General features: G+C 34.2%; 15 protein-coding genes. All 15 read left to right on the plus strand.

The annotated features are described in order from the left end of the window. The first annotated feature begins 13 nt into the window (after positions 1-13). The 15 genes from TTHT_RS03165 (at position 14) to TTHT_RS03235 (ending at position 14,903) form a co-directional block, all read left to right on the plus strand. Positions 14-973, plus strand: coding sequence for a ribose-phosphate pyrophosphokinase (locus tag TTHT_RS03165; RefSeq protein ID WP_201328592.1), 960 nt, complete (start codon positions 14-16; stop codon positions 971-973). A 16-nt stretch (positions 974-989) separates the two neighbouring features. Next, a complete protein-coding gene (locus TTHT_RS03170; protein ID WP_201328593.1) occupies positions 990-1,631 on the plus strand; it encodes a 50S ribosomal protein L25 in 642 nt (213 codons plus the stop codon). Positions 1,632-1,639: 8 nt separating this feature from the next. After that, positions 1,640-2,212 (plus strand): aminoacyl-tRNA hydrolase, encoded by a 573-nt coding sequence (pth, locus tag TTHT_RS03175; RefSeq protein ID WP_201328594.1) that lies wholly within the window; start codon positions 1,640-1,642, stop codon positions 2,210-2,212. A gap of 22 nt (positions 2,213-2,234) precedes the next feature. Beyond that, positions 2,235-4,274: a sodium-translocating pyrophosphatase gene (locus TTHT_RS03180; RefSeq protein WP_201328595.1), complete on the plus strand. Its 2,040-nt coding sequence runs from the start codon at positions 2,235-2,237 to the stop codon at positions 4,272-4,274. Between the two features lie 69 nt (positions 4,275-4,343). Continuing rightward, entirely contained in the window at positions 4,344-4,745 is a 402-nt protein-coding gene (rpsF, locus tag TTHT_RS03185) for a 30S ribosomal protein S6 (protein ID WP_201328596.1), read from the plus strand. A 2-nt stretch (positions 4,746-4,747) separates the two neighbouring features. Continuing rightward, the gene (gene rpsR / locus TTHT_RS03190; RefSeq protein ID WP_201328597.1) at positions 4,748-4,990 is read left to right on the plus strand and encodes a 30S ribosomal protein S18; all 243 of its coding nucleotides are present in this window, start codon (positions 4,748-4,750) and stop codon (positions 4,988-4,990) included. Next, positions 4,990-5,871 carry a DUF2232 domain-containing protein gene (locus TTHT_RS03195; RefSeq protein ID WP_201328598.1) on the plus strand — a complete coding sequence of 294 codons (882 nt, stop codon included), beginning with the start codon at positions 4,990-4,992 and terminating at the stop codon, positions 5,869-5,871. The genes rpsR and TTHT_RS03195 overlap by 1 nt, the downstream gene beginning before the upstream one ends. Then, a complete protein-coding gene (locus TTHT_RS03200; RefSeq protein WP_201328599.1) occupies positions 5,864-6,538 on the plus strand; it encodes a glycosyltransferase family 2 protein in 675 nt (224 codons plus the stop codon). Before TTHT_RS03195 ends, TTHT_RS03200 begins: the two co-directional genes overlap by 8 nt. Positions 6,539-6,540: 2 nt before the next feature. Continuing rightward, positions 6,541-7,563: a glycosyltransferase family 2 protein gene (locus TTHT_RS03205; protein ID WP_201328600.1), complete on the plus strand. Its 1,023-nt coding sequence runs from the start codon at positions 6,541-6,543 to the stop codon at positions 7,561-7,563. A gap of 25 nt (positions 7,564-7,588) precedes the next feature. Next, complete coding sequence (locus tag TTHT_RS03210) at positions 7,589-7,984, plus strand: hypothetical protein (protein ID WP_201328601.1); 396 nt, start codon at positions 7,589-7,591, stop codon at positions 7,982-7,984. A gap of 249 nt (positions 7,985-8,233) precedes the next feature. After that, a complete protein-coding gene (locus tag TTHT_RS03215; protein ID WP_201328602.1) occupies positions 8,234-9,640 on the plus strand; it encodes an ABC transporter substrate-binding protein in 1,407 nt (468 codons plus the stop codon). Between the two features lie 351 nt (positions 9,641-9,991). Continuing rightward, complete coding sequence (locus TTHT_RS03220) at positions 9,992-10,621, plus strand: ABC transporter permease (protein WP_201328603.1); 630 nt, start codon at positions 9,992-9,994, stop codon at positions 10,619-10,621. Then, entirely contained in the window at positions 10,605-11,390 is a 786-nt protein-coding gene (locus TTHT_RS03225; protein ID WP_201328604.1) for an ABC transporter permease, read from the plus strand. Before TTHT_RS03220 ends, TTHT_RS03225 begins: the two co-directional genes overlap by 17 nt. A gap of 106 nt (positions 11,391-11,496) precedes the next feature. After that, complete coding sequence (locus tag TTHT_RS03230) at positions 11,497-13,737, plus strand: Tex family protein (RefSeq protein WP_201328605.1); 2,241 nt, start codon at positions 11,497-11,499, stop codon at positions 13,735-13,737. A 62-nt stretch (positions 13,738-13,799) separates the two neighbouring features. Then, entirely contained in the window at positions 13,800-14,903 is a 1,104-nt protein-coding gene (locus TTHT_RS03235) for a 6-phosphofructokinase (RefSeq protein WP_201328606.1), read from the plus strand. The last annotated feature ends 2 nt before the right edge of the window (positions 14,904-14,905 follow it).

A 14,905-nucleotide genomic window follows, 5' to 3' on the forward strand; every position in this document is an offset into this window, starting at 1 on the left:
AAGAGAGTATGATATGAGGCACGCTCCGCTAAAAGTATTTGCTGGCAATTCCAATCCATCTCTTGCTGAAAAGATAGCAGAATATTTAAAAGAAGAGGTTGGTGTTGGTTTAGGTGATATTGAACTTACCAGATTTTCAGATGGGGAAATTTCATGTCATATTAGAGAAAATGTCAGGGGTACTGATGTTTTTGTAATTCAATCAACCTGTAACCCTGCAAACGACAATTTGATGGAACTGTTAATTATGCTTGATACCCTTAAAAGGGCAAGCGCTGTTAGAATTACAGCAGTTATCCCCTATTTCGGTTATGCAAGGCAGGATAGAAAGCATAAACCAAGGGTTCCAATTAGTGCCAAATTAGTAGCTGATTTGCTTGAGAAAGCTGGTGCCAACAGGGTTATTTCTATGGATTTGCACGCAAATCAAATTCAGGGATTTTTTGATATTCCAGTTGACCATTTATATGCTTCAGCAGTTTTTATCCCATATTTAAGGAATATGGAATTTAAAAATTTATGTATAGTATCTCCTGATGCAGGTGGGGCTGAAAGAGCAAGGGCATACTCTAAAAGACTTGATGCAAGCCTTGTATTAGTAGATAAGAGAAGGGAAAAGGCAAACGAAGCAGAGGTTATGAATGTTGTTGGAGAAGTTGATGGGAGAGACCTCATAATTGTTGATGATATTATTGATACTGCAGGTACTCTTGTTAAAACTGCAAAAGCGTTAAAGGAGAGAGGTGCATTAAGGATTTTTGCAGTAGCTTCTCACGGTGTATTGTCAGGTGTTGCAATGGAAAGAATTGAAGAATCCTGTATTGAAAAGATATTTATTACAGATTCTATTCCCTTTGACAAAAAACTTGATAAAAAGAATAAAGTTGAGATTCTCTCTGTTGCCAAGCTCATTGGCGAAGCTATAAAGAGAGCTCACGAAGAAACATCTATAAGTTCGTTATTTATCGATTAAAAATATGGAGGATATTATGCAACAGGATTACATTGAAGTTCAACCAAGGGAGAAATTAGGCAAAAACGCAAACAGAAGATTGAGAAAACAGGGTTTTATTCCTGGAATTGTTTACGGGGGAGATAGAGGTCCTGTGCCCATCGCAATTAAAGAAAGAAATGTGTGGGAAATGCTTCATGCAGAAACAGGAGAAAATACTGTAAGGCTTTTGAAACTTGCAGGTACAGACAAACAAAGGCATGTAATGGTTAAAGATTATCAGATTGACCCTATTACAAGAAAATTAGTTCATGCAGATTTTATGAGAGTTGATGTTGACCAGGTTGTTGAGGTAAGTGTTCCTGTTGAAATAAAAGGCACTGCTTATGGAGTTAAGAATGAAGGCGGAATGCTTGATCTTATTAAACGTGAAGTAGAGTTGAAGGCGAAGGTTCTTGAAATTCCAAAGGTTATTGAGATAGATGTTTCAGATCTTCACTTAAACGATGCTATAAGGGTTAAAGACCTCGATGTTCCCAATGTTGAATTTGTAGATAACCCTGACACTGTTATTGTGAAGGTTGAACCAATTAAAGCACATGAAACAGAAACACCTGAAGAAGAAGAAGAGGAAATGGAACCTGAGGTAATTTCAAAGGGTAAGAAAGAGGAAGAATAATTCAATAAATGATAGTTTTAACAGGCTTAGGAAATCCGGGATTGAAGTATGCCTTTACCAGGCACAATCTCGGATTTCTTTTTTTAGATTACCTTTGTGAAAACTGGCAATTAAATTGTAATTTTAAGAAAAAATTTGATTATTACTATGATATAATCTCTTTCTGTAATCAAGATTTAATTTTTGTTAAGCCGGATACTTTTATGAATTTAAGTGGGATAGCGGTAAAAGAAGTTTTAAATTATTACAAACTGAATGAGGATTCACTCATTGTTTGTCATGATGATAAAGACCTTGAATGTGGAGATGTGAGATTTAAAAAAGGCGGTGGTGCAGGCGGACATAATGGGTTGAAGCATATTATTGATGGATTAAAAACAAATGATTTTTTAAGAATCAGGTTTGGAATTAAAACTGAAAGGCTTGCCCAGATCCCTCTTTCAGCATTTGTTTTAGAAAAGTTTACTGAGGATGAGGAAGTGAAATATGTCGAGGCATTTAAGAAGGCAATGAGAGGGCTTGAAATATTCCTTTGTGAAGGAAACTTAAATGAGGCTATAAAGTTTGTAAATACAAAATAACTTTTAGGGAGGGTACTTTAAGATGTCTACCAATTTACTTTATGCAATTCCTGTAGCAGGGTTGTTGGCTTTGATTTTTGCTTTTATTAAAACTTCATGGATTTCAAAGCAATCTGATGGAAACGAAACAATGAGGGAAATTGCTTCTCATATTCGTGAAGGAGCAATGGCTTTTTTAAGCAGAGAGTATAAAGTACTCTCTATTTTTGTTGTTGTTGTTGCTGCACTTTTAGTGTTAGGTAATTATTCCAATCCTATGAGCAGTCCCCTTGTTGCTCTTTCATTTGTTATAGGAGCTTCCTGTTCCGCTCTTGCCGGTTATTTTGGAATGAAGGTTGCCACACTTTCAAATGTAAGAACAACAAATGCAGCAAAAGAAAGTGGTATTGTTAAGGCTTTGGATGTTGCTTTCTCAGGTGGAACAGTTATGGGAATGGCTGTTGTTGGTCTGGGAGTTTTAGGATTAAGCGTACTATTTATCATTTATATAAAGGTGTTTGGCTATGACTTTCAGAACCATCAGGTTCTTGAAAAGATTTTAACTGTTTTAAGCGGCTTTTCCCTTGGTGCATCTTCCATTGCTTTGTTTGCAAGGGTTGGTGGTGGAATCTACACAAAAGCGGCAGATGTAGGAGCAGACCTTGTAGGTAAAGTAGAGGCTGGTATTCCTGAGGATGACCCAAGAAACCCTGCTGTTATTGCAGACAATGTTGGAGACAATGTTGGTGATGTTGCAGGTATGGGTGCTGACCTCTTTGAATCATATGTTGGTGCAATTATTGGTTCAATGGTTTTAGGAGCTGCCCAGCCTGGAAACGCATTAAACTATGTAATTCTTCCCCTTGCACTTGCTGGTGTGGGAATTATTGTTTCAATTATTGGAACATTCTTTGTTAAGACAAAAGAAGGGGGGAACCCTCAGGCTGCTCTAAATACAGGTACTTTTGGTGCAGGAATTTTCATGGCTATCTTTTCTTACTTTATTATCAAATACTTTATACCTTCACAGGCTACAAATATCTTTATTGCTGTAATAGCAGGACTTGCAGCTGGTATTGCAATAGGCTTGTTAACAGAGCATTATACAGCAGAATCTAAAAAGCATGCTCAGTCAATTGCAAAAGACTCTCAAACAGGGCCTGCAACAAACATTATTGCTGGACTTGCTGTTGGTATGAGGTCAACCGCATGGCCTATAATAGTTTTGTCTGCTGCTATAATTGTTGCTTATAAATTTGCTGGCCTTTACGGAATTGCAATTGCTGCATTGGGTATGCTTGCTACAACAGGCATTCAGCTTGCTGTTGATGCATACGGTCCAATTGCTGATAATGCTGGTGGAATTGCTGAAATGTCACACGCTGGTAAAGAAGTTAGAGCTATTACAGATAAACTTGATGCTGTTGGAAACACAACTGCAGCCATAGGAAAGGGTTTTGCAATTGGTTCTGCTGCGTTAACTGCTCTTGCTCTTTTCAACGCTTATATGCATACTGCAAAAGTAAAATCTATTGACGTAAGTAATCCGTATGTAATGGCTGGGTTGTTTATTGGTGCAATGATGCCTTTCCTTTTCTCTTCAATGGCTATGAAGGCTGTTGGAAATGCTGCGTTTGATATGATTGAAGAGGTTAGAAGACAGTTTAAAGAAATTAAAGGCCTTCTTGAAGGAAAAGAAGGGGTTAAAGCAGATTATGCAAGATGCGTTGATATTTCAACTGCGGCAGCAATTAGAAGAATGATTGTACCTGGCCTTCTGGCAATTGTTGTTCCAGTTGTGTTTGGCTTTGTTAGCAAAGAAATGTTAGGTGGATTACTTGCTGGTGTTACTGTTTCTGGCGTTGTTCTTGCTATCTTTATGGCTAATGCAGGTGGTGCATGGGATAACGCAAAGAAATTTATTGAAACCGGTGAGTTTGGTGGGAAAGGTTCAGAAGCTCATAAGGCTGCGGTAGTTGGAGATACAGTTGGTGATCCTTTTAAGGATACTGCTGGACCTTCATTGAATATTTTAATTAAATTAATGAGTGTAGTTGCACTTGTCATTGCTCCATTGCTTTGATATAATGCCTTGAATCCTTGGGGATAGCCCTGGTGCTATCCCCTACAATAAAACCATAAGGAGGACTAAATGTCTGTTTACGAAACACTTTTTATTGCTCTTCCTTCTTTGACAGATGAAGAAGTTGATAAACTTGTCGAAAAGGTGACTTCTACTGTTGAAAAATTAGAAGGAAAAATCAGAAAGATTGACAAATGGGGGAAAAGGGTTTTAGCATACCCTATCAAGAAAATTAACGAAGGAATTTATGTGCTTATTGAATTTGAACTTGAAAAGTCCAAAGTCAGTGAAGTTGACAGAAGGATGAAGCTTGACGAAAGCATTTTAAGGCACATAATTGTAAACCTTGACCATGATTTGAAGTTGAAGGCGAGAGAAGAAAAGAAAAGAGCTAAGAAGGCTAAAAGGCGCAATCGTGAGGAAAATGTTGAAGAAACCAAAGAAGAAGTAAAAGTGGAGAAAGGAGAATAATCATGGCTAATCAGAATCCAAGAAAAAGATATTTTGTAAAAAAGAAAAAATACTGTAAATTCTGTGCTCAGGGTATTGAGGTAATTGATTATAAAGATGTGGATACCTTGAAGAATTACCTTCTTGAAGGGGCTATGATTTCACCAAGAAGGGCAACAGGAACTTGTCCTAAACACCAGAGAAGGTTAACAAGGGCTATTAAAAGAGCAAGAACTATGGCTCTGTTGCCTTTTGTTACCCAGTAATGAAAAAATTACTAAAAGATTACTTTCTATTTGTTTTAGTTTTAATAATTTTGAATTTTTCAGGGCCGCTGGCAATCTTTTTGCCACTGCCCTTTTTTCTTTACAAGGATAAATTTTCCTTTAAAACACTTTTTTTTACATCATTAATTCCACTTTTTTTTATTTTTCCTTTTCTCCCTGATAAATTATCTATTTTTGCCTCTGTTCTTCATTATGGAAGCCTTGTGCTACCAACACTGCTAATTATTTATATCCACAGAAAGTTTACGCTTACTCCATTTCTAAGGATAGTTATCCCGACATTAACAATTTTAATTTTCATTGTTTCTATAACTTATTTTTTTATTACAATAGAGGGTAAAACAGTTTTTGAGCAGATTTTTGAGCAGTTTTTTAAAACTGCAAATCTTAATGCAGGTGATCTTGAGTATGTTAAAAATGTTTTTAAATATGCTGGTTTGGGATTGATTTTCTTTTCTGAGGCAATATTTTTTCTTTTCAATACACTATTTTTTGGAAAAATAGGTGGAGTATTGAGAGATTTTTATGATTACAGGGTAAACATTACTATTGTGTTGTTTACAGTTTTATTTTTAATTGTTGTAAATATTTTATGGGCTACTGGAAACCTTAATGGAATTGTTTTGCAAATTATTTCCACAATTTCTTTCTTTTTGTTTTTTATATTTTTTGTTCAGGGTTTTGCTATTTATCTATTTTTTTTGAAAAAGGTAGGTTTTTCAGGTTTTGCAAAGGCATTGTCAATTGTGCTAATATTTATTTATCCCCTACCTGCCATGTTATCTCTGGCCGGGATACTGGATTTTTGGGTTGATTTTAGAAAAAAGATAAAAAATATAGGCGGAGGTAAAGTTGTATAAAGGTCATAGCATAACTGTGGTAATCCCATGTTTGAACGAAGAAGATGCAATTGGAAAGGTTCTTGACGAAGTTCCTGAGTTTGTTGATGATGTTATTGTTGTTGACAACAATTCTGAAGACAGAACAGCTGAAATTGCTGAAAGTAAAGGTGCCACTGTAATTCGAGAATTGCAAAGAGGATACGGCAGGGCTTATAAAACTGGTTTTTCAAAGGCTAAAGGGGATATTATTGTCACTCTTGACGGAGACCATTCATATCCTATAAGGGATTTACAAAGGTTGCTTGATACATTCTTTAATTTTAATGTTGATTTTCTTTCATGTTGCAGATTCCCTGTAATGAATTCTGAGGCAATGTCTTTTAAGCACTGGATTGGAAATAAGATTCTTTCCTTATTTATGGCGATTCTTTATAAAACCCCTATCGAGGATTCCCAATCAGGGATGTGGGTTTTCAAAAGAAATATTTTACCTTTAATGAAATTGAGAAGTGACGGAATGGCTTTTTCCGAGGAGATAAAGATTGAGGCAATAAGAAATAAAAGCATAACCTTTAAAGAGGAGCATATTAAGTACTCTGCAAGAAAAGGGGAGATAAAATTAAGGCCGTGGAGAGATGGAATTGTAAACCTGTTATTTCTTTTTAGGAAGAGGCTTTTTCCCTGATAATGGTTGATATATCGGTAATTATTGTAAATTACAACGGTGAAAAATATTTACCTGACTGTTTAAACTCTCTGTTAAACCAAACCTTTAAAAATTTTGAGATTATTGTTGTTGATAACAATTCTCAGGATTCTTCCCGCAATTATTTAAAACAAATTAAAAATTCCCAGATAAAGACTATTTTTCTTGAAAAAAATTCAGGTTTTGGAGCAGGAAATAATATAGGTTTTAAGCACTCAAAAGGAAAATACATTGTGATTTTAAACAATGATGCTGAGGTTAAAGATGATTTTCTTGAAAACATAATTAAACCGTTTGATATAGATGAAGAAATTGGTATGGTTGCCCCTTTAATTCTTTTTAAGTTTAATCCAGATACAATTGATAAGGCAGGTGGCCATCTTGTTTATTTTGACGGTCTAAACAGGGGAAGAGGCTGCCAGGAAAAATTAAGTGAAAAGTATTTAAAACCAGGGTATGTTTTAATCCCTGATGGGTGTGCCGCCTGTTTTAAAAGAGAGGTAATTGAAAAATATGATTTTTTTGATGAAGATTTTTTCCTTTACGGTGAGGATACTGATTTAGGATTAAGGTATGTGAGAGCTGGGGTTAAATGTTATTATCAGCCTGATGCAGTGGTTTACCATATGCATTCTGCAACTGCGGGAGAATACAGTAGGTTAAAGGCTTACTATGTTGAAAGAAACAGGGTTTTTGTTTTAATAAAAAATTTTCCTATAGTTTGTGTTTTATTGTCCCCATTTTTCACTTTAATAAGATATTTTTTTCAGGCTTTATCAGTTTTTGTAAAAAAAGGGAGTGCAGGAGAATTTACAAAAGAGTACAGTGCTTTTGAATTGTTAAAAATTCTTCTTAAAGCAAACATTGATTCATTGAAGTTGCTTCCTGTTTTTTGGGGAAAAAGAAGAGATTTGAAATCTAAAGTAAAGATAAATGGGATTGGTTTTTGCAAGAAAATACTGAATTTCTTTCTTTCTCCAGTTGAACTTGCGTTTAAAAAATAATAAAATTAAACAAAAAGGTGGGAAAATGAACGAAGCAGAAAAAAGAAATATTCCTGTTGAAAAAGTAGTAGGGGTGGTGTTAAATTTAATCAATCCTGTTTTTATAATAATTGTTATGATTGTAATAAAAGATAAAATCCATTCTCTTGTTGGTAGTGATGTTATTCAAGGGGTAGGTTATATTTTTAGCGGATTTACCATACTTGTACCTTTTTTTGCAAGGCGTATATATAGAAAAATTTTAAATAAAAAGCAAGCAGAAATGGTTGTTTATGTCCTTTTTAATATGCCTCTTATTTTTGGTTTTATCTATTTCCTCTTAGGAGGTTATTTAAGGTATTCAATAGGCTTTGCTTTTGTTACAGCAGGCTATTTTTTGTTTGCCGGAAATTTTGTTTTAGATGAGGGTAAAGATGAATAAAAAAGCCTTTTTTTTGGTTTTTTATTACTTCTTTTTATAGGTTGCAATAATCAGAAAAACAATATTGTTGTTAGTCAAGGTAATATATCGGTTGATAATAATAATTTTGATTTACCTGCATACGGAGATAAAATTGTTACTCTTCTTGGCAGTGATATTTATAATTTAAATTTTATAAATTTTACCACTTCAAGTGAGGAAGAAATAATTTATTTAATTTCTGATTCTCTTGTTTCTTACGATTATAAGTTGGATATTGTACCAAGGCTTGCTGAAAAATGGGAGATAAACAAGGAAAATACTGAAGTTACCTTTCATTTAAGAAAGGGTGTGAAGTTTACTGATGGGATTGAGCTTACAGCTAAGGATGTTAAGTATTCATATGATTGTGTTTTTGACCCTAAAAACCATATGCAGGATATTGCCGACAGTATGAAAGATATAAAAGAAGTTAAGATTATTGATAAATATACAGTTAAGTTTATTTTTTCAAAACCTCAGGCTTTTATTATGGACTATTTTATTGATTACTATATTCTTCCCGAGCATATTTACAATACGTCTAAATATACTTTTGAAAATAACCCAGCCAATAAGAAACCAATAGGAACAGGACCTTTTAAGCTTGTGAAGTGGGAGAAAGACAGACAAATAGTGCTTGAAGCAAACAATGATTACTTTTTAGGTAGGCCTTATCTGGATAAAATAATTTATATTAATGGTGGTAATGTTAATATTGAATTTGAACGACTTAAAAAGGGCGAGTTTGATATACTCCCTGTTTCAATAAGTACCTGGAAATTTAAAACAGAGCTACCTGAGGTAAAAAACAACTTTGCTAAATATAGATATTACCTTTTTGCTTTTTACTATATTGCATGGAATGTGCATAAAAAGCCTCTTAATGACAGAAAAGTAAGGCTGGCTCTTGCTTATTTGTCTGATTTAGAAAGGCTTAACAAACTGCTTTTTTTCGGACTTTACAAGGTGGCAGTGAGTCCAATGCATCCGCAATCTAAGTACTTTAACAAAAACCTTTTACCCTTTCCTTACGATGTTGAAAGGGCTAAGCAGTTATTAAATGAGGCAGGTTATAAAGACAGGAACGGTGATGGTTTTGTAGAAGATGCAAAAGGTAACCCACTGACTATTGTTTTATTAACTCAGGGATTAGGGGGAATTTTTAAGAAAATTCCTGTTTATCTTCAAGAGAATTTTAAAAAAGCCGGGATTAAGCTGGTTATAGATGTTGAAGAAGCTGGAATTTTTTCTAAAAAAATGTCAAAACTTGACTATGATGGAGTGGTTTATGGTTGGAGTATAAACCCGACACCTACATACCTTTATTCAATGCTTGCTCCTCCTGTGAAATCTGCCTATACCTTGAATATTAATAGGTATGTAAATCCTGAAATACTTAAAATGCTGAATAAATTAAATTATGCTTTTGACGAAAATGAAAGAATAAATTTTTGCTATAGAATTCAGGATATACTTTATAAAGAACAGCCATATTTGTTTCTCTATTATCCATCTGCCCTTGTACTTGTTCATAAAAGGTATAGAAATTTAAAGCCATCTCCTCTTGGTATGTTTAAATGGTATCCTGGAATGGCAAAAGTCTATGTTCCGAAGAAGTTGCAGAAAAGGGAGTAACATTTTATAATTTATTCCATGACATTTTCATTTGTTTTAAAAAAATTTATTATTATGTGTTTTTCTGTTTTTATTGCTTTTTATCTTGTATTTCTAATTATTTTTGCGTCAAGGGTCAATGTTGTTGCAAATCAAGTCAAAGTTCAGGGTGTTAAATTATCTCAGGAAAAGGGTTTCGATTTCTTTCAGGCGACAAAAGAATATATTTTGTGGTTAAAAAAAATAAAGACGTTTTCTTTTGGTAAGTCTGAATTTTTAGGTGAGAAGGTAAGTGTAATATTAAAAAACAAATTGAAAAATACAATAATTCTTAATTTTTTAGCCCTATTAATCCTTTTTTTAGGGGGGATTGTGCTTGGAGTGTTAAGTGCAATTTCAAAAAATAAGATTGTTTCAATTATTGAAGTTATCTTTTTTATTATCTATGCTATTCCTGATTTTATTCTTGCTATTTTTCTAATTTTGATATTTTCAATAAAACTTAATCTCTTTCCTTCTTCAGGCATTGTTTCATTAAATCACGACGAATTAAACTCTTTTTCTCAATTTTTGGATTATTTAAAACATCTCTTTCTCCCTGCATTAAGTTTAAGCATTGCCTCTATAATTTTTCTTGCAAGGTTTACAAAAAACTCTATTGTAGGAATACTTGAACATTCACACATTATAGCTTTAAAGGTCAGGGGGATTGATACCTTTAATATCAAATTAAAGCATATTTTAAAAAATTCAGTTTTCCCATTTATTTCCCTGTTAACATTTATTATTCCAGGTTTATTTGGAGGTTCTATTATAATTGAAACAATTTTTGGTTATCCTGGGATAGGGAATATGCTTTATAAGGCCATAATTCATAGGGATTTCCCTCTTCTAATTGGAGTTGCTTTTGTAAATGTGGTAGTTATTTATTTCAGTATTTTTATTACAGATATTATGTACGAAGTTTTCAAAGCTGGAGAATTAAATGAAAAGGGTGATTGAACTGTTTGCCGCTTTTTTTCTATCTTTTTTGGTTTTGATTGCGGTTTTTTCTGGATATATTGTAGGTAGCGGGGTTTATGAAGATAATGGTAATAAAATTTATAAATATACCCCTTATCAAATAGATAAAACATCATTTTTAAGCTCACCTAATAAAAATCATTGGTTAGGTACAGACGAAGTGGGGAGGGATGTTTTAGCAAGGCTTATAAAAGGAACATCAAATTCGTTTTTAATTAGTTTTATTGCAACAATTGTTTCTTTAATTTTTGGTGCTCTTTTAGGAGGATTGTCTGGTTATTTAGGTGGATGGTTTGATTTCATTTTTAGCAGGGTGTTTGAACTATTCTACTCTCTCCCTGTTATGTTTATTCTTATTCTTTTATCTCCGATTATTGGAGAGAATCTTTTTTTACTTGCTGTTGTTTTAGGGTTGTTAGGATGGTTGTTTATTGCAAGGCTTGTAAGGGCAGAGGTTATAAAATTGAAAAACACTCCATTTTTAGAGTATGCCAAGGCAAATGGAGCAGGTTATTTGTATCTTTTTAAAAACCATTTTTTCCCTTATATATTGCCCCCTCTTTTGCCAATTGCGATATTCGGATTTTCAGGTATGCTGGTAGCTGAGTCTTCTTTAAGTTTTTTAGGTTTGGGAGTTAAACCCCCTGAGCCAAGCTGGGGGCAAATGATATATGACGGTTTTGCATATTTAGGTGTTGCGCCCTGGTATATATTCCTCCCTCAATTTTGTTGTTTTTTACTGTGTTAAGCCTTGATATTTTAGGTGATTATTTTAAAAAGAAGTATTCAAGATTTTAATTAATTTCACTTAATGGTAAAATATTCACTCGCATAATAATTTCATAGGAGTGGTTATGTTGAATAACAGAGAGTTATCCTTTATTTCTGAAAAGTTGGGAATTTCAGTTAACCAGATTAAATCTACAATTCTTTTATTGGAAGAGGGGAGCACAGTTCCTTTTATCGCAAGGTACAGGAAAGAGAGAACGGGGAATCTTGATGAAACACAGATTTTAAATATAAAAGAGAACTATCAGTATATAGTTGAACTTAATGAAAGAAAGAAAACTGTTTTGAAAACAATCGAAGAGCAGGGAAAACTCACAGATGAGTTGAAAAAAAAGATTGAGGAAACATTTTCAAAAACAGAACTTGAGGATATTTACCTTCCTTTCAAACCTAAAAGAAGGACAAAGGCAACAATTGGTAAGGAAATGGGGTTAGAGCCTCTTGCTGAGGAGATTTTAAAAGGTGAGGGTACCAATTTAGATGTTTTAGCAGAAAAGTATATAAACACAGAAAAGGGTGTGGATTCTAAAGAAAAGGCTCTTGAATATGCCGGTTATATTCTTGCAGAAATGTTTTCAGAAAATGCAGAGCTTAGAAGGAAGGTAAGGGATAGTTTTTATAATGAAGGAATTATTAAAGTATCTGTAACAAAAGATTTTGAAGAGAAAAGAACAAAATATGAAATGTATTATTCTTTTGAAGAATCTGTAAAAACCATCCCCTCTCATAGAATTCTGGCAATAAGAAGGGGAGAGAAGGAAAAGGTTTTACGCTCAAAAATAGAAATTGATATTGATAAGGCTTTTGAAGATGTGTTTTCCTTGTTTTTTAAAAAAGAGCATATCTATTTTGAGTTTTTAAAAAGTGTTCTGTATGATTCACTAAAAAGGCTTGTTTTTCCATCAATAGAGCTTGAGATAAGAATGGAGTTAAAAAAGAAAGCAGACCTTGATGCAATTAATGTTTTTGCGAAAAACCTTGAGAATCTTTTGTTAATGCCTCCGGCAGGGACAATTTCTGTTTTAGGAGTTGACCCTGGATATAGAACAGGGTGTAAGATAGTCGCACTTGATGAAACAGGAAAATTGCTTGAAAATGCTACAATTTATCCAACAAAACCATTTGAGAAGATTGAAGAAGCGAAGAAAATTGCCTTAAATTTAATCGAAAAGTACAATATAAAGGCTGTTGCAATTGGGAACGGTACTGCATCAAGGGAAACAAAGTCTTTTTTTAAGTCAATTGCTCCTGAAGGTGTAATAGTAACCGTTGTAAATGAATCAGGAGCTTCTGTTTATTCAGCTTCAAAAGCGGCAATAGAAGAATTTCCTGATTACGATGTAACAGTAAGAGGAGCTGTTTCAATAGGCAGAAGGTTTCAAGACCCTCTCTCTGAGCTTGTTAAAATTGACCCCAAGTCAATAGGGGTAGGTCAGTATCAGCATGATGTTAATCAATCACTTTTGAAAAAAAAGCTTGATAATGTTGTGGTCTCTGTTGTTAACAGGGTTGGAGTTGATTTGAATACAGCTTCATATCATTTGCTCAAATATGTTTCAGGAATCAGCGAAAGGGTTGCTAAAAACATTGTTGCTTACAGGGATGAAAACGGAAGGTTTAAGAATAGAAAAGAGTTGATGAATGTGTCTGGAATGGGGAATAAAACCTTTGAGCAGTGTGCTGGATTTTTAAGGATTAGAGATGGAGAAAACATTCTTGATTCAACAGGCATTCACCCGGAATCCTACTTTATTGTCGAAAAAATGGCCGAATCTGTGGGACTTGAGATAAATGATTTAATTAAAAACCGAGAGATTTTAAATTCTATTGACTTAAAACAATTTGAAACTGAAGATTTTGGTGAATTTACTTTGAAGGATATTGTTAAAGAATTGCTTAATCCAGGCAGAGACCCAAGGGAGAACTTTGAATTATTTGAGTTTGCAGAGGGCATAGAGACAATTGAGGATTTAACAGAGGGAATGGTATTAAACGGGGTTGTAACAAATGTTACTAAGTTTGGAGCTTTTGTAGATATAGGGGTTCATCAGGATGGGCTTGTTCATATAAGCGAGCTTTCACATACTTTTGTTGAAAATCCAGAAGAGTTTGTTTCTGTTGGAGAGAAGGTAAAAGTGAAAGTATTAAATGTTGATAGGGATTTAAACAGGATAGCATTAAGCATTAAAGCGCTTCAAACCCCACCTAAAAAAAGTGGCAAAAGCAAAAATTTTACAAAAAAACAGGTGAAGGATAGAAAAGAAAAACTTGTTAATAAGTTATTGGAAAAATTTGGGAAAAATTAAATTGTTGAAAAAATCTTAAATGTGTTTAAATTATGAGAGCAAAGTGGATAAGGGAGGGGCAAATGGTAAAATGTGTTTCTGATATTAAAAAAATAGCCATTCTTACTGGTGGCGGGGATGCTCCTGGGTTGAATGCAGTAATAAGAGGAGTGGTAAAAGCAGGAATAAGAAAGTATAACTGGAGAGTTTATGGTGTTCCTGATGGCTTTGAAGGGCTTGTAATTGGGAGTGAACTACAGGAATTAACCGAATACAACATAAGGGGAATTTTACCTTTAGGCGGCACAATTTTGGGTACTACAAATAAAGGCAATCCATTTGAATATGTTGTTATAGAAAATGGAAAAGAAATTGTTAAAGATATGTCAGATAAAGTGGTTGAATACCTTAACATTCTTGAAATTGATGCCCTTGTTGTTATTGGAGGAGATGGAACATTAGGTATAGCAAATAAATTTTCTGAAAAGGGAGTTAAACTTGTAGGAGTGCCGAAAACCATAGATAATGATTTAAAAGCAACTGATTACACATTCGGATTCAACACAGCAATTACCACAGCAACCGAGGCTCTGGATAAATTGCATACAACAGCCCAGTCCCACCACAGAGTAATTGTTATTGAAGTAATGGGAAGATATGCAGGGTGGATTGCTCTTGAAAGTGGAATAGCTGGAGGGGCAGATGTTATACTCATCCCTGAAATTCCCTTTGACATAAATAAAGTTTGCAGCAAGATAATAAGAAGAAACAAGTTAGGCAGTAAATTTTCGATAGTAGTTGTTGCTGAAGGTGCAAAGCCAATTGGCGGAGAGATGGTATTTCAGGAAAAGAATGTAAAAGGAAAGGCACCGAGGTTAGGTGGAATTGGCTATGTTGTCGGAGAGCAGATTCAAAAAATAACAGGAATGGATGTTAGGGTAACTGTTTTGGGACATTTGCAAAGAGGCGGTTCTCCTACCGCATACGATAGAATTCTCGCAACAAGGTTTGGGGTTGCTGCTGTTGATGCACTTGCTCAAGGAAAATTTGGACACATGGTTTGTCTTAGAACACCAAAGATTGAAGTTGTTCCGATAAAGGAAGCGGTAAAGGATTTAAAGAAAGTTGACCCCAATGGTCAATTGGTAAAAGCGGCAGAAGCAATAGGTATTTCTTTAGGGAGATAGGG

This window comes from Thermotomaculum hydrothermale (genome assembly GCF_016592575.1).
GTDB lineage: Bacteria > Acidobacteriota > Holophagae > Thermotomaculales > Thermotomaculaceae > Thermotomaculum > Thermotomaculum hydrothermale.